This window comes from Micromonospora chokoriensis, from assembly GCF_000718555.1.
Lineage (GTDB): Bacteria > Actinomycetota > Actinomycetes > Mycobacteriales > Micromonosporaceae > Micromonospora > Micromonospora chokoriensis_B.
Map to the genome: position 1 here is coordinate 202,307 of NZ_JOAN01000015.1, position 24,551 is coordinate 226,857.

The window sequence follows — 24,551 nt, forward strand, 5'->3', positions numbered from 1 at the left end:
CTCACGAGGACACCTTAACGACGACGGTCTCAGCGAACTTGTCGTGGAGGCACTGCTGCCACGGCTTGTCCCAGAGCTGCCACAACCCGTTCAGGTAGCTCAGCCCCGGGACGAAGCCGGAGACCTGTTGCACCAGGAACCGCTTCGCGGCGGCCCGGCGGTCGAGGGTGCGCGTCGGGTCGAGCGGCACGACCCGCAGCTTCATCATCTTCTTGCCGAAGGTCTGGCCGGTCTTGAACATCATCTCGACGTGGTAGACGTACGAGATCACCAGCGAGATCGCGATGATCCCGAGGTCCAACCAGAGCAGGGGCAGCAGAAGGTCGCGGACGAACTCGGCCTCACGCAGCGAGCCGTCCGGCGCGAACAGGGCGACCTCGGGCGCGATGAAAACGAGAAAGATGATCGCCGCGGGCACCGTGAGCACCAGGCCGATCACCATGAAGATGCCGACATCGATCAGTGTCGCCAGCAGCCGGTCACTAAAGCTGGCCAGCGGCTGCCCGCCTGGGGTCAGCGTCGGGGGCGGGGCCACCGGTCGCGGTGGTCCGGCGTGCCACTGCGGCGGGGCATACCCGGGCGGGGCGTACTGCGGCGGCAGCGCGTACTGCGGCGGCGCGGCGTACCCCTGGGGGTGTGGTCCGGGCGGTGGCGCGACGCCGCCGGCGGCGGGCTGAGGCCCACCGACCGGCGGCGTCGGGTACGACGGAGGTTGCGTCACGCTTGCAAGTGTTACAGGTTGCCGCGGGCTTCCTGCTCCCGCTCGATCGCCTGGAAGAGCGCCTTGAAGTTGCCCTTACCGAAGCCGAGCGATCCGTGCCGCTCGATCAGCTCGAAGAAGACCGTGGGGCGGTCCTGCACCGGCTTGGTGAAGATCTGGAGCAGGTAGCCGTCCTCGTCCCGGTCGACCAGGATCTTGCGGGCCTTCAGCTCCTCGATCGGCACCCGGACGTTGCCGATCCGCTCGCGCAGCTCCGGGTCGTCGTAGTACGAGTCGGGGGTGTCCAGGAACTCCACCCCGGCCGCGCGCATCGCGTCGACGCTGGCGACGATGTCGTTGGTGGCGACGGCGATGTGCTGGGCGCCCGGGCCCTGGTAGAACTCCAGGTACTCGTCGATCTGCGACTTCTTGCGGGCGATCGCCGGCTCGTTGAGCGGGAACTTCACCTTGCGGGTGCCGTTCGCCACGACCTTGCTCATCAGCGCCGAGTAGTCGGTGGCGATGTCGTCGCCGATGAACTCCGCCATGTTGGAGAAGCCCATCACCCGCTTGTAGAACTCGACCCACTCGTCCATCCGGCCCAGCTCCACGTTGCCGACCACGTGGTCGACGGCCTGGAAGAAGCGCTTCGGCTGGATGCCGGCGGCGATCATCGGCTGCCGATCCACGATCGGGCCGCGCGCCACGAAGCCGGGCAGGAACGGGCCGGTGTAGCGGGACCTGTCGACAAGCGTGTGCCGGGTGTCGCCGTACGCGGCGATGGCGGCCATCCGGACCGTGCCGTGCTCGTCGGTCACCTCGTGCGGCTCGACGACGCTGGTGGCGCCCTGCGCGATGGCGTGCGCGTACGCGGCATCCACGTCCGGCACCTCCAGCGCGATGTCGCTGACCCCGTCGCTGTGCTTCGCCACGTGCTCGGTGCCGTCGGCGTCCGGGCGCACCGCGCCGGTCAGCACGAACCGGGCCGAGCCGCTGGTCAGCACGTACTGGGCGTGGTCCCGGTAGCCCTGCTCAGGGCCGCGGTACGCCACGCAGGTCATGCCGAAGGCGGTGGAGTAGTAGTGGGCGGCCTGCTTGGCGTTGCCGACCAGGAAGTGCACGTGGTCGAGGCCCCGGACCGGGAACGGGTCGTGGCTGATGTCGTGGTCGACAGCGCCGACGAGCCGGTCGACGTCGACGTCCTCGGTCGACTTGGGTCGGTCGATCGCCTGGGTCATGGTGGGCTCCCTCGCGTACCGGCCGGCCTTGTGGGCCGCCGTGGTTGGTTCTTGTGGCGAGGATCGCTGGCCCGGCATCAGGTGGGCAACTGTTGCCAGAAATGCTGGTCAGGTTGCGCATTCGGTATGGTCTGGACTCATGAATGGTGAGCAGAATGTACAGCTCGACGCGCTCGACGTGCGCTTGATCGAACTGCTCGCCGAGGAGCCGCGGATCGGGGTGCTGGAGTGCTCCCGGCGGCTCGGCGTGGCGCGGGGCACCGTGCAGGCGAGGCTGGACAAGCTCGTCGAGCGGCGGGTCATCGAGGGCTTCGGCCCCGCGATCGCCCCGGCCGCGATCGGGTTCGGGGTGACCAGCTTCGTCACCCTGGAGATCAGTCAGCGGCAGGGCCACGACCCGGTCACCGCTCACCTCGCCGCCATTCCGGAGGTGCTGGAGGCGCACACCATCACCGGCTCCAGCGACCTGCTCTGCCGCATCGTGGCCCGCTCCAACACCGACCTGCAACGGGTCATCGACCAGATCGTCTCGTCTGCGGGCATCACCCGGGCCTCGACGATCATCGCGCTGGCCGAGCAGATTCCCTACCGCACGCTTCCGCTGGTTCGCAGCGCTGTGCGAGCCGAGGGAAGAGTGCTGTAACACCTCCGTGCCCAGAAAGCGCGGCGACACGGCGGCGCGGGCGTACGGAAGATCCGTGATCGTAGCTACGGTGTGCGGTGTGGCGAAGGGGAGCGTGCGCGTGGGGGTGGCGCTTGGCCTCGCCGTGGTCGTGGCGCTCGCCGCGACCGGCGTGTGGAACCCGTTCCCCGGCCTGTGGGACTGGGTGGACCGCAGCGAACCCATCTCCGAGCCCGACGTGGTCTGGCAGCAGCGGGTCGGTGGCACTCCGCGCAGCGTGACAATCGCCGGCGACGCCGTAGTGGTCGAGCAGCGTACCCGGGTCGAGGCTCGTAGCCTGGCCACCGGCGCCCAGCTCTGGGAGCGCAAGGCGGACTGGGCGGCCGTCGCCGGCGGCGACCGCGATTCGGTCGTGGCCGTGGGCAAGCTCCTGGTCAAGGGGTACGAGCTGCTCGACCCGACCACCGGGGTGACCCGACGACGTGACGATGACGCGGTGGCCGTCTGGACGTACCGCAACTTGCTCCTCGACGCCCGGTGCACGGACGCCACCGACTGCACCCTGAGCGCCTGGGACCCGCGTGGCACCGCGCCGCTCTGGACGGCCTTCCTGCCCGGGGTGCACAGCGGCCTGCTCGCCGACAACCCCGGTCTGCGCGGCACCCGCCGGCTCACCGCCACCCGGATCGAGGACGGGGTGGCCGGGGCGGAGGCCGCGCCACCGCTGCTCGGCTTCCCGGTCGACGGTCGGGTCCACGTGGTCGACACCGCCACCGGCCGGGTGTTGCAGAACGTCGAGCCCGCCCGGGACGAGCGGCTCTCGGTGGTGGGCGGCCGGCTGCTGCGCATCGCCGCCCGCTCCCAGGACGGCACCTGCTACTTCGCCATCTCCGCCCGGGACTCGGGGACCGGGCAGGAGGCCTGGCAGCGGGCCGGAATCAACCTGCGCACCGCCGACTCGGCCGGCTGCGTGCAACGCGAGGACCCGCAGGGCGCCCGGAACGTGCTGATCGGCGTCGCCCCGGACGGCCGCGAGGCGGTCATCGACGGGTACGACGGACGGCTGCTCTGGGTCGGTGACTCGGGCACCAAGTTGATCGCGGTCGACGATCGCCTGGCGGTCTTCCGGGCCGCCGACAAGCGCTCGGTCATCGCCCGTGAGCTGGGCACCGAGAAGGTGCTCTGGACGCGACCCGCCAGCGGCAAGGCCGGTGCCGCGCTGACCCCGTACGCGGCGGTGGTCGCCGACGAGAAGCCGTCCCGGCTGGCCGCACTGGACCTGCGCAGCGGCCGGGAGTTGGCCGTCCTGCGTACTTCGGCGAACGCGCTCGCCGTCGGGTCGCAGGGCATGATCATCGGCGAGGGGCGGGAGATCGGGTACGTCCGCTTCGGCGCGACCGGAGGCTCGCCCACCCGACCGCCCGGCGACGGTGGGAACCCCGGGCCGGGCGGCACCGGCCCCGGCGGATCGAACAACGGCGACTGCGGGCCGAAGGGCGAACTCTGCCCCGACCCGGACGGCGGCAAGGACGGCTGAGCGGGCCGGTCGCCTGTTGATCCGGGCGGCGGCGGAGCGCGGCACGCCCGGAGGATGAGAGCGGCGTCCCAGGACCCGCCCGGCGGGTGGGAGTGATCGACCGGTCTGCCCTAGGCTTGCCGCTCATGAGCAGTGCCGCCGCATTCTCGTACGCCCCTCTGCTGCCGACCGGCCCCGACCAGACGGACTATCGCCTGGTCACCGACGAGGGCGTGGACGTCGTACACGGCCCGGGAGGCCGTCGGTTCCTCACCGTGGAGCCGGCTGCGCTCACCGCGCTTACCGCCGAGGCGATGCACGACATCGCGCACTTCCTGCGCCCCGCGCACCTGGCGCAGCTCCGGGCGATCATCGACGACCCGGCCGCCTCGCCGAACGACCGTTTCGTCGCGCTGGATCTGCTGCGCAACGCCAACATCGCCGCCGGCGGTGTCCTGCCGATGTGCCAGGACACCGGCACCGCCATCGTGATGGGCAAGCGCGGTCGGCACGTGCTGACCGACGGCGCCGACGCCGAGGCCATCTCCCGGGGCGTCTACCAGGCGTACACCAAGCTCAACCTGCGCTACTCCCAACTCGCCCCGCTGACCATGTGGGACGAGCGGAACACCGGCAGCAACCTGCCCGCACAGGTGGACCTGTACGCCGAGGACCCGGACGGGCACCCGGACGCGTACAAGTTCCTGTTCATGGCCAAGGGTGGCGGCTCGGCCAACAAGTCGTACCTCTACCAGGAGACCAAGGCGCTGCTCAACCCGACGCGGATGATGCAGTTCCTGGAGGAGAAGCTGCGGCTGATCGGCACCGCCGCCTGCCCGCCGTACCACCTGGCCATCGTCATCGGCGGCACCTCCGCCGAGTACGCCCTGAAGACCGCGAAGTACGCCAGCGCCAAGTACCTCGACGCGCTGCCGACCGCCGGCTCGATGAGCGCGCACGGTTTCCGCGACCTGGAGCTGGAGGCGGAGGTGCTGGAGTTGACCCGCAACTTCGGCATCGGCGCGCAGTTCGGTGGGCGGTACTTCTGTCACGACGTACGGGTGGTCCGGTTGCCTCGGCACGGCGCGTCCTGCCCGGTGGCGATCGCGGTCTCCTGCTCGGCGGACCGGCAGGCCGTCGCCAAGATCACCCCGTCGGGTGTGTGGCTGGAGCGGCTCGAAACCGACCCGGCGCGGTTCCTGCCCGACGTCACCGACGATGCGCTCGACGCCGAGCTGGTCGTCCGGGTCGACCTCAACCGGCCGATGGACGAGATCCGCGCGGAGCTGTCGAAGTACCCGGTGAAGACGCGCCTCTCGCTCTCCGGGCCGCTCGTGGTCGCCCGGGACATCGCGCACGCCAAGATCGCCGAGCGGCTGGATGCCGGTGAGCCGATGCCGCAGTACCTGCGGGACCACGCGGTCTACTACGCCGGGCCGGCGAAGACCCCCGAGGGGTACGCGTCCGGCTCGTTCGGCCCGACCACCGCCGGCCGGATGGACGCCTACGTGGAGAAGTTCCAGGCTGCTGGTGGCTCGCAGGTGATGCTGGCCAAGGGCAACAGGTCGGGTCAGGTGACCCGCTCCTGCCAGCAGCACGGCGGCTTCTACCTCGGCTCGATCGGCGGCCCCGCGGCCCGCCTCGCGCAGGACTGCATCAAGCACGTCGAGGTGCTCGAATACGCGGAGCTGGGCATGGAGGCGGTCTGGAAGATCGAGGTGGAGGACTTCCCCGCCTTCATCGTGGTCGACGACAAGGGCAACGACTTCTTCGCCGAGGTCACCAAGCCGGTGCTCACCGTCGGCCGCCGCTGACGGATCCTCTGCGAGCCGGCCAGGCGCGCGGCAGGATGGTACGCGTGACGACTCCAGAGGCGACCGGTTACCGGATCGAACGCGACTCGATGGGCGAGGTGGAGGTGCCCGCCGAGGCGCTGTGGCGGGCGCAGACCCAGCGTGCGGTGCAGAACTTCCCGATCTCCGGCCGGGGCCTCGAACCGGCCCAGATCAAGGCCCTCGCCCAGATCAAGGGTGCGGCGGCCGAGGTCAACGGGGAGTTGGGCGTGATCGACGCCAACGTGGCCGCCGCCATCGCTGCCGCTGCCGCGCACGTGGCCGACGGCGGTTACGACGACCAGTTCCCGGTGGACGTGTTCCAGACCGGCTCGGGCACCTCGTCGAACATGAACGCCAACGAGGTGATCGCGACCCTGGCGAGCCGTGAGCTGGGTGCGCCGGTGCACCCGAACGACCAGGTCAACGCCTCCCAGTCCAGCAACGACATCTTCCCGTCCTCGATCCACCTGGCGGCCACCCAGTTCATCGTGGAGGATCTGCTGCCGTCACTGGGGCACCTGGCGTCCGCCCTGGAGGCCAAGGCGGCGGAGTTCGAGACGGTGGTCAAGGCCGGGCGTACGCACCTGATGGACGCCACCCCGGTCACCCTCGGCCAGGAGTTCGGCGGGTACGCCGCTCAGGTCCGCTACGGCGTCGAACGGTTGGAGGGGGCGCTGCCCCGCCTGGCCGAGCTGCCCCTGGGCGGCACCGCCGTGGGGACCGGGATCAACACCCCGCTCGGCTTCGCCGCCGCCGTGATCGACAAGCTGCGGGAGTCGACCGGGTTGCCGCTGAGCGAGGCGCGTAACCACTTCGAGGCGCAGGGCGCGCGGGACGCGCTGGTGGAGACCTCGGGGCAGTTGCGGACCGTGGCGGTCGGCCTCTACAAGATCGCCAACGACATCCGCTGGATGGGCTCCGGCCCCCGCGCGGGCCTGCGCGAACTGCGCATCCCGGACCTTCAGCCCGGCTCGTCGATCATGCCGGGCAAGGTCAACCCGGTGGTCGCCGAGGCGATGCGGCAGGTCTGCGCCCAGGTGATCGGCAACGACGCGACGGTCGGGTTCGCCGGCTCGCAGGGCGACTTCGAGCTGAACGTGATGCTCCCCGTGATGGGCCGCAACCTGCTGGAATCGATCCGGTTGCTCTCCGCGGTGAGCCGGCTCTTCGCCGACCGGCTGGTGGTCGGCCTGGTCGCGGACGCCGAGGTCTGCCTGGCGTACGCCGAGGGCTCGCCGTCGATCGTCACCCCGCTCAACCGCTACCTGGGGTACGACGAGGCCGCGTCGATCGCCAAGGAGGCGCTGGCCAAGCAGACCTCCATCCGCGAGGTGGTGATCTCCCGGGGTCACGTCGACTCCGGCAAGCTGACGGAAACCCAGCTCGACGAGACCCTGGACCTACTCCGGATGACGCACCCCTGAGGCGGGGTCGCCGCGTGGTCTCGCCCAGCCGAGGAAGCGAGTGAAGAGCGTTGCGGGGTCCGGGCCGTCGTGCGGGTTGAGCCGGTACAGGTCGGCCGCCGCCTCATGCAGGACCGCGCACAGGTAGATGCTCAACCCCACCCGGTCGTGCGCGTACTCCTGACGGAGGGTGAGCCGGGCGACCGGGCACGGCCAGGGCGCGGCGCAGACCCGGCAGAGCCAGAGCGGGCGCAGCGGCAGGTGCGGTCGACATGGTGTCGTCGCGCGGTCGTCCAGGGCAGTCCGGGACATGGTGTCGCCGTCCTTTCGAGCTGACTCGTTTGTGGCATCACGCCCGCGCCATGCGCCATGCGCCATGCGCCGTGCGCCGTGCGCTGTGGGCCCGCGCCGTGCGCTGTGGGCCCGCGCCGTGCGCTGTGGGCCCGCGCCGTGCGCTGTGGGCTCGCGCCGTGCCCGGCCCGCGCGCATCTCGCTGCGCACCCGCTGCCCATGCAAGATCGTGCTCGATCCTTGGCGTCAACACCGTTGCGTTAGGGCGCAGGGCGGGTCCGGCAACCACTGCCGAGACGTATTGCGCCAAGGGGGGTCGCGTCGATCTTGCAGTTTCAGTGGTCGACATGGAGTGGGATGCCCCTTATGTCGGTACAGAAAGTGCAAGATCGCGGAGCAGGGCAGTCCAATCCCGTCGATCAAGGAGTTCCACGATCGAGCACGATCTTGCTGGTTGGTCGGCTTGGTCTTGGGGGTGGGACCGCCCGGCACGGGGGAGCGGACGGTCCCGTACGACGCCGCCGGACCCGGGGGACGGGGAGCGGCGCCGTACTTCACAGTCTGGTGATCAGGCGACTACGGTCGGAAGGGTTTGGCCGCGTCGTCGTAGTCGCCCTGTGTTGGGTGGCACCGCTGCTGGCGGCCGGCTGGAGTTGATCGTCGGCGGGGTGGAAGGGCGGCACGGCATGGCCGATGGACAGATGACGGCGGCGGCGTTCCTGATCGCGGAGCTGCGCCGGGCGCGGGCTCGGCGCGGCTGGAGTCAGGACGAGCTGGCCAAGGCGGTCAACTACTCGGCGTCGATGGTCAGCGCCGTCGAGCTGGGCCAGCAGCAGCCCACCGCCAAGTACCTGGAACTCGTCGATCGCGCCTTGGACACCGGAGGCCTCTTCGGTCGCATGTCCACCGAACTGGTAAGCCTGGACAAGGCTCAGGTTTGGCTACGCGGCTGGCGCGCGATCCTCGCGGATGCACGGGCGCTGCGATGGTTCGATCCGCTGCACGTCCCTGGGCTGCTGCAAACCGAGGGCTACGCGCGCGCCATCTTCGAGTCGGACAGATTGCTCGATGGGGATGAGGTCGGGCGTCGGCTGGCAGACCGGATGGACAGTCAGCGCGTGCTCTACGAGGACCGCCCACCGCACGTGGTCGCTGTGCTTGATGAGTCGGTGCTGAGGCGACGCGTCGGCGGTCGGAAGGTGATGTGCGAGCAGGCTTTACACCTAGCGCGGTTGGCGACCGAGCATCCGCGCGTTCAGCTACACGTGGTGCCTCGCACGGCCGAGGAGTATCCCGGCCTGAACGGACCATTCATCATTGCCACCGTGGCCGACCACAGCGATCTCGCCTATCTTGGTGGCCAGATCGGCGGTCAGGAACTCGACCGGCCTGCGGATCTGCTGCGTCTACAGTGGACCTGGGAAGCTACCCTCGGGCAGGCGTTGCCACCCCAAGAGTCGATCGAGTTGCTGAGGGAAGTGGCAGAGTCGTGGAGTTGACCGGAGCCCGGTGGCGCAAGAGTAGCCGGAGTGGTTCCAACGATCAGTGCGTCGAGGTGGCTACGAATCTTGGGGACGTGGTCGGGGTGCGAGACAGTAAGGACTTGGACGGGCCTGTGCTCGTTGTCGACGCGTACTCCTGGCGGCTCTTCGTGGCCGCGCTGCCGCGCTGACGCGGCGGCCTTGCCCGCGACGGCCTGGTAAAGCGCTCGACGGGGTGCCTGCGCCGGGCGGATGATCCGGGCTATGGGTGACGTGCCGGCGGGGACCTCGCGGCTGCGGTTTCGGCGGCTGACCAGGGCCGACGCGGACGCGTTGGTCGAGCTGGACAGCGACCCCGAGGTGATGCGTTTCCTCACCGGCGGCGTGGCGACTCCGCTGGCCACCGTGCGCGATGAGCAGTTGCCGAGGCTGCTGGCCCAGTACGAGCGGCATCCCGGGCTGGGTCGTTGGGCCGCCGACGATCGGGAGTCCGGTGAGTTCCTGGGCTGGTTCGCGCTCGACCCGTCGGCGGACGGCACCGAGGCCGAGTTGGGCTATCGGCTGCGCCGCTCGGCGTGGGGTCGGGGGCTGGCCACCGAGGGGTCGCGGGCGTTGGTCCGGCACGCCTTCGACACGGTCGGGGTGCGTCGGGTCTGGGCCGAGACGATGGCGGTCAACGAACGCTCCCGGCGGGTGATGGAGAAGGCCGGGTTGCGCTACGTGCGGACCTTCCACCTGCAGTTCGACGACCCGATCCCGGGCACCGAGCACGGCGAGGTGGAGTACGAGTTGCGGGCACCCATCGGTCAGGAGCGGCTGGCGGCCCGTCGGGCACGGTAGGCGGTCACCGCCGCGCGGTTGCCGCAGCCGGCCTCGCAGAATCGTCGGGACCGGTTGCGGGACAGGTCGACCACCACGTTGTCGCAGTCCGGGTATTCGCAGATCCGCAGCCGGCTCAGCTCGCGGGTACGGACCAGGTCGGCCATCGCCATGGCCGCCTCCACCGCGATCCGGGTGGCCAGCGGCGCGTCGCGGGGCACGGCGTGCAGGTGGTACGGCTCGTCGTCGTGCTCGATGAGCTGGGGCAGCGCCTTGTGTTCCCGCAGTAGACCGTTGACCACCCTGACGATCTCGGATGGCTCGGCGTACCAGATGCGGCGCAGCTTGGGTCGCAGCTCCCGGACGGCGCGCAGTTCGGCGTCGGTGTGCTCGTGTCGGCCGCTGTAGGAGTGGCGGACGAAGAACGCGTCCAGCGCCGCGGTGTCGGGCAGCAACTCGCCGTCCCGACCTGCGGTGTTGACCAGCGCGGCGGCGGCGATCAGCGAACACTCGGTGTCATGAGCGAATAGCAACTTGACTCCTGTCACAGCTTCCGCTTAGCGTCATCAGCACAAGGATAGTTTGCCCATGACACGGTGCCATTCCGAGGAGCGCGACATGCACTCACGACCTGCTGCCGGCGTCGGGTTGGCGCTGCTCTCCGCAGTCACCTTCGCCACCTCCGGCACCTTCGCCCGATCGCTCATCGAAGCTGGCTGGTCGGCCGAGTCCGCGGTGATCGTCCGGGTCGGCGTGGCCGCCCTGGTGCTGGCGATCCCCGCCCTGCTGTCGCTGCGAGGCAACTGGCACGTGCTGCGGAGCAACGCCCCGGTCATCGGGCTGTTCGGGCTCCTGGGGGTGGCGCTGGCTCAGGTCTGCTTCTTCAATGCCGTGCGCTACCTGCCGGTCGGTGTCGCGCTGCTGCTGGAATACCTGGGCATCATCCTCGTCGTGGGCTGGATGTGGCTGCGGCACGGGCAGCCGCCCCGCCGACTCACCGTCGCCGGATCGGCGGCCGCACTGGCCGGGCTGGCGTTCGTGCTCGACCTGGCCGGCACCGCCGACTTCCACCCGGTGGGCCTGCTCTGGGGGCTGGGCGCAGCAGTTGGCCTGGCCGGCTACTTCGTGCTCGCCGGCCAGGTCGACCCCCGGCTGCCCTCGGTCGCCATGGCCAGCGGTGGAATGGCCGTCGGCGCGGCCGTGTTGCTCCTCGTCGGGCTGACCGGCCTGCTGCCGCTGCACGCCACCTTCGGCGAGGTCACCTTCGCCGGGCAGCCCACCAGCTGGCTGGTGCCCATCGTCGGGCTGTCGCTGGTGGCCGCCGTCATCGCGTACCTCGCCGGCATCGCCGGCACCCGGATCCTCGGCCCTCGCCTGGCGTCGTTCGTAGGGCTGACCGAGGTGCTCTTCGCGGTGCTGATCGCCTGGCTCTTCCTGAACGAGTTGCCCACGGGCTGGCAGTTGTTCGGCGGTGCGCTGATCGTCGCCGGGGTCGCCCTGGTGCGCCTCGACGAACTGCGCGGGTCGCCCTCGACGCCCGCGCCGGTTTCGCCCGAGCCCGCGCTGGCACTCGACGGTCGGTGAGCCGCGTGCCGGTTCGTCGGTTGGTGAGCGTCCGGCGGTTGGCGACCGCTCTGGCGGATCTGGGCATCGATGTGGACGGTGCGCGTTGTCAAACTTTAGGGATTCACGGCCATAACGGGCGTTGTACTGGCGTAAAACCGAGCGTTGTTGTGTGATGGCTGCCACGTCCCTCAACGAGAGGATCCGATGTGGTGAGCAAGCGCTTCACCGCCCGTACGGTCGCGACCGCGGCAGTACTGGCACTTACGGCTACGGGGTTGGGAGTGCCGGCTAACGCCGCACCGACCAACTCCCGCACCTTCACCGTCGTTGCCGAGGATGGTGTCGCCGCCGAAACGGCCGTCGCCGCGATCCGGGCAGCCGGAGGCACAGTGGTGTCCCGGTCCGATGAGGTCGGCATGTTCCAGGTCAGCAGCGACCGGGCCGACTTCGCGGCCAGGGCGACCGCCGCGCCGACGCTGATCGGCGTCGCCGAGCAGAAGGCCATCGGCCGCAAGCCGAAGCTGGACCGGGTCGAGCAGGAGCACGTGACGGCGACGTCGGCGGGGGCCGCAGCCCGCCGCGGAACCAAGATGGACCCGCTCGACGACAAGCTGTGGGGCCTCGAGATGATCCGGGCCGACAAGGCCCGCAAGATCGAGCCGGGCGACCGTCGGGTGACCGTCGGTGTGCTGGACACCGGCGTCGACGCCGGCCACCCAGACATCGCACCCAACTTCAACTGGGCGCTGTCGCGTAACTTCGCACCCGACCTCACCGACGTGGACGGCCCCTGCGAGGTGCCGAGCTGCCTCGACGCGGTCGGCACCGACGACGGCGGGCACGGCACCCACGTGGCCGGCACCATCGGCGCCGCGGCCAACGGCTTCGGCCTCTCCGGCGTTGCCCCGAACATCTCGCTGGTCGAGCTCAAGGGTGGCCAGGACTCGGGCTACTTCTTCCTCGACCCGGTGGTCAACGCCCTGGTCTATGCCGGCCGGTCCGGCATCGACGTGGTCAACATGTCGTTCTACGTCGACCCGTGGCTCTACAACTGCACCGCCAACCCGGCTGACTCCCCGGAGGACCAGGCCGAGCAGCGGGCCATCATCAAGGCGATGAAGCGGGCGCTGATCTTCGCCCACAACAAGGGCGTCACCCTGGTTGGTGCGCTCGGCAACAACAACGAGGACCTGGGCGCTCCGCGTATCGACGAATCGAGCCCGGACTACGGCGCCGACCCGTACCCCCGGCCGATCGACAACAACAGCTGCTGGGACCTGCCTGCCGAAGGTCCGCACGTCATCGGCGTGTCGTCGGTCGGCCCGTCCGGCAAGAAGGCGGACTTCTCCAACTACGGCACCGAGCAGATTTCGGTTGCCGCGCCCGGTGGATTCGCGCGGGACGGCTTCGGGACCCCGACGTACAACACCCCCGGCAACCGGATCCTCTCCAGCTACCCGCTGAAGGTGCTCCAGGAGGAGCCCATCTCCCTCACCATCCCGGACCCCAAGGTGGACGCGGACGGCAACATTGATCCGCGTGTCGCCACGAGCGTGTTCAAGGAGTGCAAGGCCAACGGTGAGTGCGGCTACTACACCTACCTCCAGGGCACCTCGATGGCGTCCCCGCACGCCGCCGGCGTCGCCGCGCTGATCGTCAGCCGGTACGGCAAGCCGCAGGGCCGGGCTGGCTTCGGGATGTCGCCGGACCAGGTCGAGCAGCACCTCTACCGCACGGCCGCCGAGCACGCATGCCCGGAGCCGCGCCTCCAGCAGTACCGCAATGAGGGCCGGGACGAGACCTACGACGCGTACTGCGCCGGTGGGGTCAACTTCAACGGCTTCTACGGCTACGGGATTGTCGACGCCTACGCGGCGGTGAAGACCCCGCTCAAGCCGAACGCCCGCCCGTAAAGCACATCGCACTGCCGAGGTGGCCTCACCGCCACCGCCCGGGGCCCGGTCGACGCTCGTCGACCGGGCCTTGTGCTCGCCCGGGCCTGCTACAACGCCCATCGCTCAGCACCGGTCATGATCGACTCGTCTTCCGTGAAGGCGCGGTGTTGGTGCCGGAAGGATGGCGCGGTTTCCAGGAACCCGAGTCGATCCTGGTCATCTGGACGATCCCTGTCGCCAGCCGCGGCTAACCAGCGCGTCGCGTACCTCTCGAAGCACCGCCGGGAACTCGCCGTGCAGCCGTCGGCTGGTCACGTGCAGGACCAGCCAACCCGCAGCGACCAGATGATTCAGCCGACGGCGATCGCGGTGCAGCTGCTCTACGTCGGAGTGCCACTTCCCGTCGTACTCGACCGCTACCCGATAGTGCGGCCAGGCCAGATCGGGATGCAGGACAATGCCGCTAGGCAGGCGTATCGGATGTTGAACCACTGGGCGCGGCAGCCCGCCCAGCACCAACCGCACGCGCAGGTGCGACTCCGGTGGAGATTCTGCTCCGCCGTCGGCCAGGTCGAAGACCCAACGTGCTCGTCGTCCACCGGGCCGGTCGGCATTGCGGGCAGCCATGGCGGCCAGCGTGTCGCGATCGGTCAGCCCCTGCCCCAACAGCGAGTCGACGATCGCGACTGCCCGGACCGGATCAAGCCAGACAGCCGTTTCCCAGGCGGCCCGCCCCGGGTCGGATCGGGGGATTGGAAGGTCCCGCTCCCTGGACCCGTGTGGCCTGGCCGCCGCCCACCCATCGCCCCGACCGGTCATCACCAGGCCCCCTGCTCCGACGGGCATGGCGGCTGGGCGGGAAAGTCGCCGTACTGGGCGTGGTGGCATTCCGCCGGCAGGTGGGTGCCCTACTTCCACAGGTCGCGCTGCATCACGTGGACGTCCAGCGCTCGACGGCCGCTCTGCGTCCGGCATTCGTTCTGCACCCGGCGTTCGGCCTGCGTCTAGCGGTCGGATGGCGGCTGAATGATGTCCTGAAGTCGGCGGGCGGCTCGTGTCCGGTGGTCGGCCTGATGGTCGTCTTGTGCCGGCCGGTCTTCGTGTGGATGGTGCCGCCGGATCAGGGGTCTCGCTCGACGTGAGCGGGGTGATGGCGTTGACGTGCACGCTGAGGCCGCGCTGTGAGCCGACCCGTAGCGATCGGGGCACGAGGACGTGCACCTCGTCGGTGAAGCTCGCGGCGTGTTCGACGCCGTGCAGATAGGCGGCCGACGGGCCGCCGACCACCACGCCGGGCGGAAGCCGGAGGAGGGCGGCGCGACAGGCGAGGGCGTGGTCCCGTTCCAGCCGCGAATCGGCGTAGATGTCGTGGCGCAACCGCACCCAGGCCGAGTTGCGCAGTTGATGTTCGGTGAGCAGGCCGTCCCGGACAGCGTCGGAGCCGCGGAAGACCTGCCAGGTCAGGGCAGCGGGGCGATGCGGACGTGGTGGCATGTCGAGCAGCCTGCCGACTGCGGGCGGGCCGCCGAAACCCCTGTGGACAACCCGACCTGCGCGCGCCGCCGCACCTGTGGACAACCACGAATCCACAGGCTGATCATGCTATGGCGTCAGCCGGATCGACTGACCAATCAGACATTCGGCCCGCCGACGGGCGGTGATCCACTCGCGTTCCTGTAAGTCGGGTGGTCCCTGTTGCCGGGACACCGCGACTTACAGGAACCCGAGTCGATCAAGCCCTCAGGGGCGTGCGCGGGGCGGTGTGGTGGCGCGGGGCGGCGTGCGCGGGGCGGTGTGGTGGCGCGGGGCGGCGTGCGCGGGGCGGTGTGGTGGCGCGGGCGCTAGGGGGCCGGCGCGGGGTCAGCTGAGGGCGGTGGTGATGGCTCTGGCGGCGGCCTGCACCTGGGGGCCGATCGTGTCGACGTCCAGCGGGGCCAGCGCGACCACGCCGACGCTGGCCTCCAAGCCGGGTACGCCGAGCACCGGCGCGGCCACCCCGTACGCCCCGGCCTGCAACTCTCCGCTGCTACTCACCAGCTCTGCCACGCCGGCTCGACCGGCGAGGATCGCCCGGCCCGCCGCTCCCCGGTCCAGTGGGTGCCGTGCCCCGGCTCGGTACGCGACGTGGAACGACGTCCAACTCGGCTCGACCACGGCCAGAGCCACGCCCTCGCCACCCTCGACGACGGTCAGATGCGCGGTCGCGCCGGCCTGCTCGGCGAGGCGGCGGAGCGCGGGCAGCGCACCTTCGGCGAGCAGCGGCTGGGCTCGTCGGGCCAGGTGCAGCAATCCGGCACCGAGGCGCAGCCGACCGTCTCCGTCGCGGCGCAGCATGCCGTGCCCGGTCAGCGCGCTGACCAGCCGGTAGACGGCAGCTCGGCCGATGCCGAGCTGATTGGCGGCCTCGGTGACGGTCAGACCACCCGAGGCGTCGGCGACCAGGTGCAGCAGCCGTAACCCCCGGTCCAGCGTCTGCGACGTCTCCCCGCTCCGTCCGGCAGCGGCGTCGACCGGCCCGGAGGCTGCGTCGGCAGGGGCGGTGGGGTTGGCTGGCGTGTCACCGGAGCCACCGGAGCGTGCGGTCGCATCCACGACTGGCAGCGTACGACCCGGCACCGGCGGACCCGGACAGGCGCGGACAGCTACCCTTGTACGGTGACGCTACGCCTGTATGACACTGCCACCCGATCGGTGCGGGACTTCGTCCCGCGGGAAGCCGGCAAGGTGGGGGTCTACCTGTGTGGTCTCACGCTTCAGGCCCCGCCGCACATCGGTCACCTTCGCTCCGGCGTCAACTACGACGTCCTGCGCCGCTGGCTGTTGGCCGCCGGCTACGAGGTCACCTTCATTCGCAACCTGACCGACATCGACGACAAGATCCTGGTCAAGGCCGGCGAGCAGGGTCGACCGTTCTGGTCGATCGCGTACGCCAACGAGCTGCTGCTCGCCGAGTCGTACCAGGCGTTGAACGTGTTGGCGCCCACCTACGAGCCGCGCGCCACCGGGCACATCCCCGAGATGCACGAGCTGATCACGAAGTTGATCGCCGACGGGCATGCGTACCCGGCGAGTGACGGCTCCGGCGACGTCTACTTCGACGTGGCGTCCTGGCCGGCGTACGGGTCGTTGTCGGGTCAATCCCCGGACGCCATGCAGTCCGCCGGCGACGCCCCCGATCGGGGCAAGCGGGACCCGCGCGACTTCGCGCTCTGGAAGGGTGCCAAACCGGACGAGCCGGCGGACGCCTACTGGCCGTCGCCGTGGGGCCTGGGCCGCCCGGGCTGGCACATCGAGTGCTCGGCGATGTGCTGGCGGTATCTCGGCCCGGAGTTCGACATTCACGGTGGTGGGCTGGATCTGACGTTCCCGCACCACGAGAACGAGATCGCCCAGTCCCAGGCGGCCGGGTTGCCGTTCGCCCGCTACTGGGTGCACCACGGGCTGCTGAGCATCGGCGGGGCCAAGATGGGCAAGTCCGCCGGCAACGCGCTGGGCTTGGCGTACGTGGACTCGCTCGGGGTGCGGCCGGTGGACCTGCGCTACTACTACGCCGCCGCGCACTACCGCTCGGTGATCGACTACTCAGAGGATTCGCTGCGCGACGCGGCCACCGCGTACCGGCGGATCGAGGGTTTCGTGCAGCGGGCCGTCGAACGCGTCGGTGCCGGGCAGCCCGGTGAGCTGCCCGGCGGCTTCGTAGCGGCGATGAACGACGACCTCAACACGTCCGCCGCCCTGGCCGTGCTCCAACAGCACATCCGGGACGGCAACACCGCGCTGAGCGTCGGCGACGATGTGACCGTCCGCACCACGCTGGCCGCAGTGCGGGCAATGCTGGATATCCTCGGGATCGACCCCCTCGACCCGGCCTGGACCGGTGGCGGCCGATCGGATGATCTGCGTGCCGTGGTGGACTCCCTGATCGCGCTGGCCCTGGAGCAGCGCGCGCAGGCCCGGGGCCGCAAGGACTGGGCCGCCGCCGACGCGGTACGGGACCAGCTCAAGCTGGCCGGCGTGGTGGTCGAGGACACCCCCCAGGGCCCCCGTTGGACTATTGGAGAGCAGGACTGATGGCCGGCAACTCGCAGCGCCGTGGCCGGCGACTGACGTCGAAGGCAGGCGCCCCCAAGGGCACCGGTGGCAAGAACAAGGACTCGTTGGCCGGGCGGGGTCGCACCCTGCCCGCGGACGAGCGGCCGTGGCACAAGGGCTACTCGGGCACCGAGAAGCTGCCCCAGCGCACCGCCTGGAAGCAGGACAAGGAGCGCCGCGCGGCGGCCGAGGAGGGGCGTGCCCCGAAGATCGGTCAGCCGGGCAGCAAGGACACCACCTGGGGTCGGGGCGGCGGTCGGGGCGTACCGGTCGGTCGTGGTGGTGCCACCGGCGGTCGGGGCGGCAAGCCCACCGGGCGGTCTGGCCCCCGGGTCACGCCGGGGCGCAAGTCCAACCCGTCCAAGGACTCCCCGGAGCTGTTGGTCGGGCGTAACCCGGTGCTGGAGGCGCTGCGCGCCAACGTGCCGGCAACGGCGCTCTACACCGCCCAGGGCATCGACATGGACGACCGGATCAACGAGATCATCCGGACCGCCGCCGACCGGGGCATCGCCAACCTGGAGATCAGCCGCGCCGAGCTGGACCGGATGACCGGCGGGGTGCTGCACCAGGGCGTCGGGTTGCAGGTGCCGCCCTTCGCGTACCAGCCGTTCGAGGACATGGTCGTCGCCGCGATGGAGCAGCAGGCCCCGCTGCTGGTCGCGCTTGACGGTGTCACCGACCCGCGCAACCTGGGTGCCGTGATCCGGTCGGCTGCCGCATTCGGCGCGCAGGGTGTCTTCGTACCCGAGCGTCGTGCCGCCGGGATCACCGCGACCGCCTGGCGGACCAGCGCCGGCGCGGCCGCGCGAGTGCCTGTGGCGCAGGTGACCAACCTGACCCGGTCGCTGAAGGCCTGCCGGGACGCCGGCTTCATGGTCGTCGGCCTGGACGCCGACGGCGACACCGACCTCTACAACCTGGAGGCCGCGGTCGGCCCGCTGGTGGTGGTGGTCGGTTCCGAGGGGCGTGGTCTTTCCCGCCTGGTCGGGGAGACCTGCGACCTGACCGTCAGCATTCCGATGATCTCCGAGGTCGAGTCCCTCAACGCCAGCGTGGCCGCAGCGGTCGCCCTGGCCGAGGTCGCCCGCCGGCGCTCCGCAGAGCTGTAGCGCACGCCGAGGAAGGCCCCCTCCCGCTTCAGCGCGGGAGGGGGCCTTCGTCGTCAACTCTGAAGATCAGCGGTACGACGAGAGGGGCGGCCCGCCGCAGCGGACCGCCCCTCTCGTGTACGGCGTTACGTCAGATCCGGCCACCCGTGGCGGCGTGGAAGACGTGGCTGCGACCGGCGACCGGCCGGACGAACACGGTGTCACCCATGTTCGGCATGTTGTGCCGGTCGGTGCGGACGACGAAGCGCTCCGAGTTGCCACCCAGCGCGGCGTGGCCGTAGACGTTGGCGTCCGAGCCGAGGTCCTCGACCAGCTCGACCACGACCGGCATACCGCCCTCGGTCGGGCTGACCAGCTCGCAGTCCTCCGGGCGGAAGCCCACGGTGACCTTGCCGTCGCCACCCTCGGCGCGGGCCGCCTCGACCTGCTCCCGGGTCAGCGGGATCTGCAGCTCGGCGAACTCGGCACCCCGCTCGTTCAGCGGAACGGTCTTGATGTTCATGGCGGGAGAGCCCATGAAGCCGGCGACGAACACGTTGGCCGGGGTGTCGTAGAGCGCCCGGGGGGTGTCCACCTGCTGGAGGACACCGTCGAGCAGCACCGCGACCCGGTGGCCCATGGTCATGGCCTCGACCTGGTCGTGCGTGACGTAGACCGTGGTGACGCCCAGCTTGGCCTGCAGCGACGCGATCTGGGTACGGGTCTGCACACGGAGCTTGGCGTCCAGGTTCGACAGCGGCTCGTCCATGAGGAAGACCTGCGGCTCGCGGACGATCGCCCGGCCCATCGCGACACGCTGACGCTGACCACCGGAGAGCGCCTTCGGCTTACGGCTGAGGTACTCCTCCAGCTGGAGCAGCCCGGCCGCCTCCTTGACCCGCCGGTCGATCTCCGACTTGGAGGTCTTACGCAGCTTGAGGGCGAACGCCATGTTCTCGTACACCGTCATGTGCGGGTAGAGGGCGTAGTTCTGGAAGACCATCGCGATGTCGCGGGCCTTCGGGGGAAGGTGGGTGACGTCACGCTGGTCGATGTAGATCGAGCCCGCGTCCACGTCCTCCAGGCCGGCGAGCATCCGCAGGCTGGTGGACTTACCGCAACCGGAGGGGCCGACCAGGACGAGGAACTCGCCGTCGCCGATCTCCAGGTTGAGCTCGTTGACGGCGGGACGCTCTTGGCCCGGGTAGATCCGGGAAGCCTTGGAATAGGTGACCGTAGCCATGGTGAAGCGCTTCCTTTCACCGGCAGGAACGTGCCGGACGATCCGAGTGAAGGAGCAACCGGCACGTGTCCGTGCCGGTCAGCGGACGGCGGCCCGGTCGCGGGGGCGCCGGGTTGTCGTCCGTGTCAGTGAACCGTAAACGGGTTTCACCTTGCTGCCAAGGCGGGGGACCGCCGAACGTGCTACCCGGGGCTACGCATTCCGGTCACTCGGGCACGGTCAGACATCAATCGACGCCACGTCCACCCGGCAAGGCGTCGGGTTAATGACGATTCCCGTGGTCGGGAGGCATCGCGAGCGGGATAACCGGACGTCAGTCGCTATGCTGGCCTCGACACACGCGCCCCTGTAGCTCAGCTGGCCAGAGCACTCGCCTTGTAAGCGAGATGTCGCCGGTTCGATCCCGGCCGGGGGCTCCAATTCCATCAGGCATTTCCCGATGGGCACCGCCCGAGTCGTCCGGTCGGCAGCAATGGGACTCACACCAGCTTGCCGACCGCCCGACGCATCGCGTCGAGGTTGGCGCGAGCGTGGACCTTGAGCGTGATCTTCACGTCGGCGTGCTCAGGCGAAGGCGATGAACGGCAGCGTGGTGTGCCACAGCACTGCGATGTGGTGCTGCGCCCGGTTCGTGCCGACCGCACGGAAGGTCGGCGTGACGCCGGCACGGGTCACGCCGGTGACGGTTGCGCCGACGGCACGGGCGGCGTGATGACACGCGGTGGTGAAACGGCCCAAGTCCGCTCGGTAGCTGGAGCGCCGCCCGAAGCTGGTGGCTCCGGGCGGCAGCTGCCTGGTCGGGCTCCGTGGTCGTCGCGGTGGTGCAGGCCGCTATCCGGTCCGGCCGAGAACCCGACAGTCAGATGTTCAGCGGGCCGCCGTTGCGAAGGGCGTCGTCCTTGATCGCGATGAGATTCGCGGAGACGTATGGGATGTTGTGGGTCTGGTGCCATTCGCTCGGGAAGTACGTCACCAGCCGCGATGCCTGGAATCGGCACTTGATTTCAGGCACGAAGCGAGAATAGTTGGCGTCCGTGAAATACCAGAACGAGTTCTCGTTGTAGAACGCGACGTGCGTGGGATCCTGGTAAGCACCCCGACCATCGGTGCTGGGTGTCAGCGACAACAGCATCCCGTTCGGCGCGAGCAGTCGATACAACTCGTTGAACAGTGCGATCTTATCCGGGATGTGCTCCAGGAAATCCGCGGCCCTGATGACTCCGACGCTGCTGTCCGGCAGGTCGACTCCTTTTGTTATGTCGCAGACCATGTCGACGCCCGCGCCGTCGTGGTAGTCCAGACCGAGGTAGCCCTCCGGCTTGTTGTGGGCGGCACCCAGGTCGAGCGCCAGGAGTCCCTGCCGCCGCGACCAAGCCAGCGCATTCTGTTGAATGTTTCGGTCGTAGATTTCCACCGTACGCTGCTGGATTCGGGCATTCATATCCGGAATGCGTTGAGTGTTCTTGGCATGCATGCGCTGCAGGTACAGGCACTTCTCTATGTGATGGAACTCGCTCACCTGGTACATCCGAGCCATAAGATCGGCGTCGTCCGCGACATCGAGCGAATCGTCGTAACCGCCGACCTTTTCGTAGATGTCCCGGCGGAAGGCCCGTACATGGTTCGGTGCGTACCAGATGTAGCTCACGTTGTGCGGCGTCGGCGGCATCGCCCGGCAGACCAGCACCTCCCGGCCGTCCACCTTGTCGTCGTAGTGCCGCCAGCCGAATGAACTCGCGAAACGGTCTTCGCAGCGGCGGCCGTCCTCCTGAATCTGCGCGGTGTCGCTGTAGACGAACCCGACCTCCGGGTTGGAGTCGAAGGCGTCGACGATCTCTTGCAGACAGTCGCTGCTGAGCAGGTCGTCGTCATCAAGCTCGACCAGGATGTCCCCGGCAGCCTCGGCGCAGGCGTACCCCTTCACGGCGCCAATGCCGTTGAGGTTGTCCTGGACAATGAGGCGGATCCGATCGTCGTGCTTCTCGGGCCGCCAGCGAGACCCCTGGTTCAGAACGACGACCCATTCCCAGTCGGTGAAGGTCTGTGCAAGCAGCGTCTGGAAACATTCGTCGATGAAGCGGGTGCGGTTGCTTCCCGTGAAGACCGTTACGCGTGGTGTACGCATTGAGGCGATCACCTACCCGCCGGAGTCGAGGAGGTGCGGTACTTCGCCGGTACGGCTGAGGTGAGCCCCTTGTCCAGCCGGATCGCTGCCTTGAAGGCGTCCCGCGCTGCCGTGTCGTCGCCGGATTGGGACAGCAGCATGCCCAATCGGAGGTAAGCGGTCGACGACTTGTTGTCGATGGACACGACCTTGCGGTAGATCTCGATCGCCGTCGTCGGAGCCTTGCTTTCCAGTGCAATCGCCTTGTTGTAAAGGGCTGGCTTGTAGTTGGCGTCGGCCGCCAGTGCCTTGTCGTAACTGCTGATCGCCTCGTCGGCCTCGTTGCGCGACTGGGCGATGAAGCCCAGGTTGAACCAGGCGAACTTGTTGGTGGACTCGGCGGCCACCAGCTTCTCGAAGGTGACCTTCGCCGCGTCGAAGTTACCGGCTTGGCCCTGCTCGACACCGAGTTGCAGCAGCTCCGCGGGCGTGGGTTCGGTATTGGCGCCGCCGCTCGCCTTGTCGCTGTCGCCTGAGCTGCTCGCCTGCGGCTTATCGGCAGGCTTCTCGCTGCATGCCGCGACTCCGGTCAGTAGGACCGCACCACAGGCGAGTGACCCGAATATCTGACGCACGCTCATTTCTCCTCCTTGGCGGTAACGGGGCGGTCCGACTCGCTGTTCGGCCGGCTGGAATCGCTACCGGGGGCCGTCGCCCGACCCGACGTGGCGGCTGCGAGCCCGATCAAGACTGGGATGGTGGGCGATATGCAGGACACCCAGATGTCGGCGCCTCCACCGGTGAAGGTGAACTGGTAGCCGCTGGTGGAGAGGGGCTGGATCAGCACCGGGTTAACACCCGCGCCCGAGAGCTGATATCCAGTTCCGACAGCGATGTCCCCGGCATTGCACCCGAAGTTGACGGGGGTGTCCGCGATCACGGTCAGCGGGCCCTGAATGTAGGCGGACTCGATTCCGTTGCCCGCCGCGCCCTGCGCGCCCTGGGTGCCCTGGGCACCCGTGGTGCCCTGCGGTCCTTGTGCGCCTTGCAAGCCCTGGGCGCCCTGGGCGCCCTGAACGCCGGCGTCACCTTGAGCGCCTTGGAATCCTTGAGCGCCTTGGAAACCTTGTGCGCCCGTGGCGCCTTGTGCGCCCGTGGCGCCTTGTGCGCCCGTGGCGCCTTGTGCGCCCGTGTCGCCCTGGAAGCCTTGTGCGCCTTGTGCGCCGGTGTCGCCTTGGCTGCCCTGGGCACCTTGAGCGCCGGTGGCGCCTTGTGCGCCTGTGTCGCCCTGGAAGCCTTGTGCGCCTTGTGCGCCGGTGGCACCTTGTGCGCCGGTGGCACCTTGTGCGCCGGTGGCACCTTGTGCGCCGGTGGCACCTTGTGCGCCGGTGGCACCTTGTGCGCCTGCGTCGCCCTGGAAGCCTTGTGCGCCTTGTGCGCCTGCGTCGCCTTGGCTGCCCTGGGCACCTTGTGCGCCCGTGGCACCTTGTGCGCCCGTGGCACCTTGTGCGCCTGCGTCGCCTTGGCTGCCCTGGGCACCTTGAGCGCCCTGGGCACCTTGAGTGCCCGTGGCACCTTGTGCGCCTGCGTCGCCCTGGAAGCCTTGCGCGCCTTGTGCGCCGGTGGCACCTTGTGCGCCGGTGGCACCTTGTGCGCCGGTGGCACCTTGAGCGCCCGTGGCACCTTGAGCGCCCGTGGCACCTTGAGCGCCCGTGGCACCTTGAGCGCCTGCGTCGCCCTGCGCGCCTTGTGCGCCGGTGTCGCCTTGGCTGCCCTGGGCACCTTGAGCGCCCGTGGCACCTTGTGCCCCCTGTGCGCCTGCGTCGCCCTGTGCGCCCTGGAAGCCTTGTGCGCCTTGCGCGCCCGTGTCGCCCTGTGAGCCTTGTGCGCCCGTGGCACCTTGCGCGCCCGTGGCACCTTGCGCGCCCGTGGCACCTTGCGCGCCCGTGGCACCTTGCGCGCCCGTGTCGCCCTGTGAGCCTTGTGCGCCCGTGGCGCCTTGCGCGCCCGTGTCGCCCTGTGAGCCTTGTGCGCCCGTGGCACCTTGAGTGCCCGTGGCACCTTGTGCGCCTGCGTCGCCTTGGCTGCGCGTCGCCTTGGCTGCCCTGGGCACCTTGAGCGCCCGTGGCACCTTGTGCGCCTTGTGCGCCTGCGTCGCCCTGGAAACCTTGCGCGCCTTGTGCGCCCGTGTCGCCCTGTGAGCCTTGTGCGCCCGTGGCACCTTGAGCGCCCGTGTCGCCCTGGAAGCCTTGAGCGCCCTGTACGCCGGGGGTGCCAGCTTCGCCTTGGCTGCCCTGGGCACCTTGAGCGCCCGTGGCACCTTGTGTGCCTTGTGCGCCTGCGTCGCCCTGGCTGCCCTGCGCACCTTGAGCACCCGCGTCGCCTTGTGCGCCCTGGGGGCCTTGCTTGCCCTTGGAGCCATGGTCCGGCCGATGACCATCGTCGTGCCCACCCCAAGGGCCCTGCCAGCCCTGCGGGCCGTAGTCCGGCGGGCCGTCGGATCCGCCGTCTTGGTGGGCGGTCAACCAGTACGACGGCAACCCGCCGTACTGGCCGAGCGGACCGGGTGTACCGAGGTGCACGCCCTGGGTGGACGGTTTCGCTTCCACGGGTTGCGCTGCGGCGGCGGGTCCACCCGTCATGCCGACTACCAGC

22 protein-coding genes and 1 tRNA gene are annotated in these 24,551 nt (G+C 69.6%); 13 read left to right on the forward strand and 10 right to left on the reverse strand.

Going from position 1 to position 24,551, the window contains the following annotated elements:
• Position 1: 1 nt before the first annotated feature.
• Together IF46_RS0120730 and hppD are read right to left on the reverse strand one after the other, a co-directional pair.
• Positions 2-721 (reverse strand): RDD family protein, encoded by a 720-nt coding sequence (locus tag IF46_RS0120730; protein ID WP_030490007.1) that lies wholly within the window; start codon positions 719-721, stop codon positions 2-4.
• 11 nt (positions 722-732) lie between these two features.
• Positions 733-1,938 carry a 4-hydroxyphenylpyruvate dioxygenase gene (gene hppD, locus IF46_RS0120735; RefSeq protein ID WP_030490008.1) on the reverse strand — a complete coding sequence of 402 codons (1,206 nt, stop codon included), beginning with the start codon at positions 1,936-1,938 and terminating at the stop codon, positions 733-735.
• Between the two features lie 139 nt (positions 1,939-2,077).
• On the opposite strand from hppD, the gene IF46_RS0120740 reads away from it, so the two are divergent.
• The 4 genes from IF46_RS0120740 (at position 2,078) to IF46_RS0120755 (ending at position 7,335) form a co-directional block, all read left to right on the forward strand.
• A complete protein-coding gene (locus IF46_RS0120740) occupies positions 2,078-2,581 on the forward strand; it encodes an Lrp/AsnC family transcriptional regulator (protein ID WP_030490009.1) in 504 nt (167 codons plus the stop codon).
• A 70-nt stretch (positions 2,582-2,651) separates the two neighbouring features.
• Positions 2,652-4,097: a PQQ-binding-like beta-propeller repeat protein gene (locus IF46_RS0120745; RefSeq protein ID WP_420063582.1), complete on the forward strand. Its 1,446-nt coding sequence runs from the start codon at positions 2,652-2,654 to the stop codon at positions 4,095-4,097.
• A gap of 125 nt (positions 4,098-4,222) precedes the next feature.
• Positions 4,223-5,890 carry a fumarate hydratase gene (locus IF46_RS0120750; protein WP_030490011.1) on the forward strand — a complete coding sequence of 556 codons (1,668 nt, stop codon included), beginning with the start codon at positions 4,223-4,225 and terminating at the stop codon, positions 5,888-5,890.
• 35 nt (positions 5,891-5,925) lie between these two features.
• Positions 5,926-7,335 carry a class II fumarate hydratase gene (locus IF46_RS0120755; RefSeq protein WP_030490012.1) on the forward strand — a complete coding sequence of 470 codons (1,410 nt, stop codon included), beginning with the start codon at positions 5,926-5,928 and terminating at the stop codon, positions 7,333-7,335.
• Here IF46_RS0120755 and IF46_RS0120760 read toward each other — a convergent pair.
• On the reverse strand, positions 7,312-7,626 hold the full coding sequence (locus IF46_RS0120760) for a hypothetical protein (RefSeq protein ID WP_030490013.1): 315 nt from the start codon (positions 7,624-7,626) through the stop codon (positions 7,312-7,314). The two genes, IF46_RS0120755 and IF46_RS0120760, sit on opposite strands and share 24 nt — an antisense overlap.
• 665 nt (positions 7,627-8,291) lie before the next feature.
• Here IF46_RS0120760 and IF46_RS0120765 point away from each other — a divergent pair.
• From IF46_RS0120765 to IF46_RS0120775, 3 genes are all read left to right on the forward strand, one after another.
• Entirely contained in the window at positions 8,292-9,104 is an 813-nt protein-coding gene (locus IF46_RS0120765; RefSeq protein WP_030490014.1) for a helix-turn-helix domain-containing protein, read from the forward strand.
• Positions 9,095-9,277, forward strand: coding sequence for a DUF397 domain-containing protein (locus IF46_RS0120770; protein WP_030490015.1), 183 nt, complete (start codon positions 9,095-9,097; stop codon positions 9,275-9,277). The genes IF46_RS0120765 and IF46_RS0120770 overlap by 10 nt, the downstream gene beginning before the upstream one ends.
• 64 nt (positions 9,278-9,341) lie before the next feature.
• Complete coding sequence (locus IF46_RS0120775; RefSeq protein WP_030490016.1) at positions 9,342-9,926, forward strand: GNAT family N-acetyltransferase; 585 nt, start codon at positions 9,342-9,344, stop codon at positions 9,924-9,926.
• Here the strand turns inward: IF46_RS0120775 and IF46_RS0120780 are convergent.
• Positions 9,893-10,438 (reverse strand): CGNR zinc finger domain-containing protein, encoded by a 546-nt coding sequence (locus IF46_RS0120780; protein ID WP_030490017.1) that lies wholly within the window; start codon positions 10,436-10,438, stop codon positions 9,893-9,895. The genes IF46_RS0120775 and IF46_RS0120780 overlap by 34 nt on opposite strands.
• An 85-nt stretch (positions 10,439-10,523) precedes the next feature.
• On the opposite strand from IF46_RS0120780, the gene IF46_RS0120785 reads away from it, so the two are divergent.
• Positions 10,524-11,489, forward strand: a complete 966-nt coding sequence (locus IF46_RS0120785) for an EamA family transporter (RefSeq protein WP_030490018.1) — start codon at positions 10,524-10,526, stop codon at positions 11,487-11,489.
• A gap of 191 nt (positions 11,490-11,680) precedes the next feature.
• A complete protein-coding gene (locus IF46_RS0120790) occupies positions 11,681-13,384 on the forward strand; it encodes a S8 family serine peptidase (protein ID WP_030490019.1) in 1,704 nt (567 codons plus the stop codon).
• Between the two features lie 198 nt (positions 13,385-13,582).
• Here the strand turns inward: IF46_RS0120790 and IF46_RS35240 are convergent, their stop codons facing one another.
• Positions 13,583-13,993 carry an endonuclease domain-containing protein gene (locus IF46_RS35240; RefSeq protein WP_232234099.1) on the reverse strand — a complete coding sequence of 137 codons (411 nt, stop codon included), beginning with the start codon at positions 13,991-13,993 and terminating at the stop codon, positions 13,583-13,585.
• A 615-nt stretch (positions 13,994-14,608) separates the two neighbouring features.
• Between IF46_RS35240 and IF46_RS35245 the strand changes: the two genes are divergently transcribed.
• Positions 14,609-15,046: a hypothetical protein gene (locus IF46_RS35245; protein WP_232234100.1), complete on the forward strand. Its 438-nt coding sequence runs from the start codon at positions 14,609-14,611 to the stop codon at positions 15,044-15,046.
• 180 nt (positions 15,047-15,226) lie between these two features.
• On the opposite strand, the gene IF46_RS0120805 is transcribed toward IF46_RS35245, so the two are convergent.
• Complete coding sequence (locus IF46_RS0120805; protein WP_036392801.1) at positions 15,227-15,835, reverse strand: IclR family transcriptional regulator; 609 nt, start codon at positions 15,833-15,835, stop codon at positions 15,227-15,229.
• Positions 15,836-16,021: 186 nt separating this feature from the next.
• Between IF46_RS0120805 and cysS the strand changes: the two genes are divergently transcribed.
• Positions 16,022-17,437, forward strand: coding sequence for a cysteine--tRNA ligase (gene cysS, locus IF46_RS0120810; protein WP_030490023.1), 1,416 nt, complete (start codon positions 16,022-16,024; stop codon positions 17,435-17,437).
• Complete coding sequence (gene rlmB, locus IF46_RS0120815) at positions 17,437-18,570, forward strand: 23S rRNA (guanosine(2251)-2'-O)-methyltransferase RlmB (RefSeq protein ID WP_030490024.1); 1,134 nt, start codon at positions 17,437-17,439, stop codon at positions 18,568-18,570. Before cysS ends, rlmB begins: the two co-directional genes overlap by 1 nt.
• A gap of 130 nt (positions 18,571-18,700) precedes the next feature.
• Here rlmB and IF46_RS0120820 read toward each other — a convergent pair whose 3' ends face one another.
• A complete protein-coding gene (locus IF46_RS0120820; RefSeq protein WP_030490025.1) occupies positions 18,701-19,792 on the reverse strand; it encodes an ABC transporter ATP-binding protein in 1,092 nt (363 codons plus the stop codon).
• A gap of 342 nt (positions 19,793-20,134) precedes the next feature.
• Between IF46_RS0120820 and IF46_RS0120825 the strand changes: the two genes are divergently transcribed.
• Positions 20,135-20,211, forward strand: a tRNA-Thr gene (locus IF46_RS0120825).
• A 440-nt stretch (positions 20,212-20,651) separates the two neighbouring features.
• On the opposite strand, the gene IF46_RS0120835 is transcribed toward IF46_RS0120825, so the two are convergent.
• The 3 genes from IF46_RS0120835 to IF46_RS33885 are packed head-to-tail and all read right to left on the reverse strand — an operon-like array spanning position 20,652 to position 24,270.
• Positions 20,652-21,917, reverse strand: a complete 1,266-nt coding sequence (locus tag IF46_RS0120835) for a glycosyltransferase (RefSeq protein ID WP_030490027.1) — start codon at positions 21,915-21,917, stop codon at positions 20,652-20,654.
• 8 nt (positions 21,918-21,925) lie between these two features.
• A complete protein-coding gene (locus IF46_RS0120840; protein ID WP_084597979.1) occupies positions 21,926-22,537 on the reverse strand; it encodes a tetratricopeptide repeat protein in 612 nt (203 codons plus the stop codon).
• Complete coding sequence (locus IF46_RS33885) at positions 22,534-24,270, reverse strand: collagen-like triple helix repeat-containing protein (RefSeq protein WP_198041489.1); 1,737 nt, start codon at positions 24,268-24,270, stop codon at positions 22,534-22,536. The genes IF46_RS0120840 and IF46_RS33885 overlap by 4 nt, the downstream gene beginning before the upstream one ends.
• Positions 24,271-24,551 lie beyond the last annotated feature (281 nt).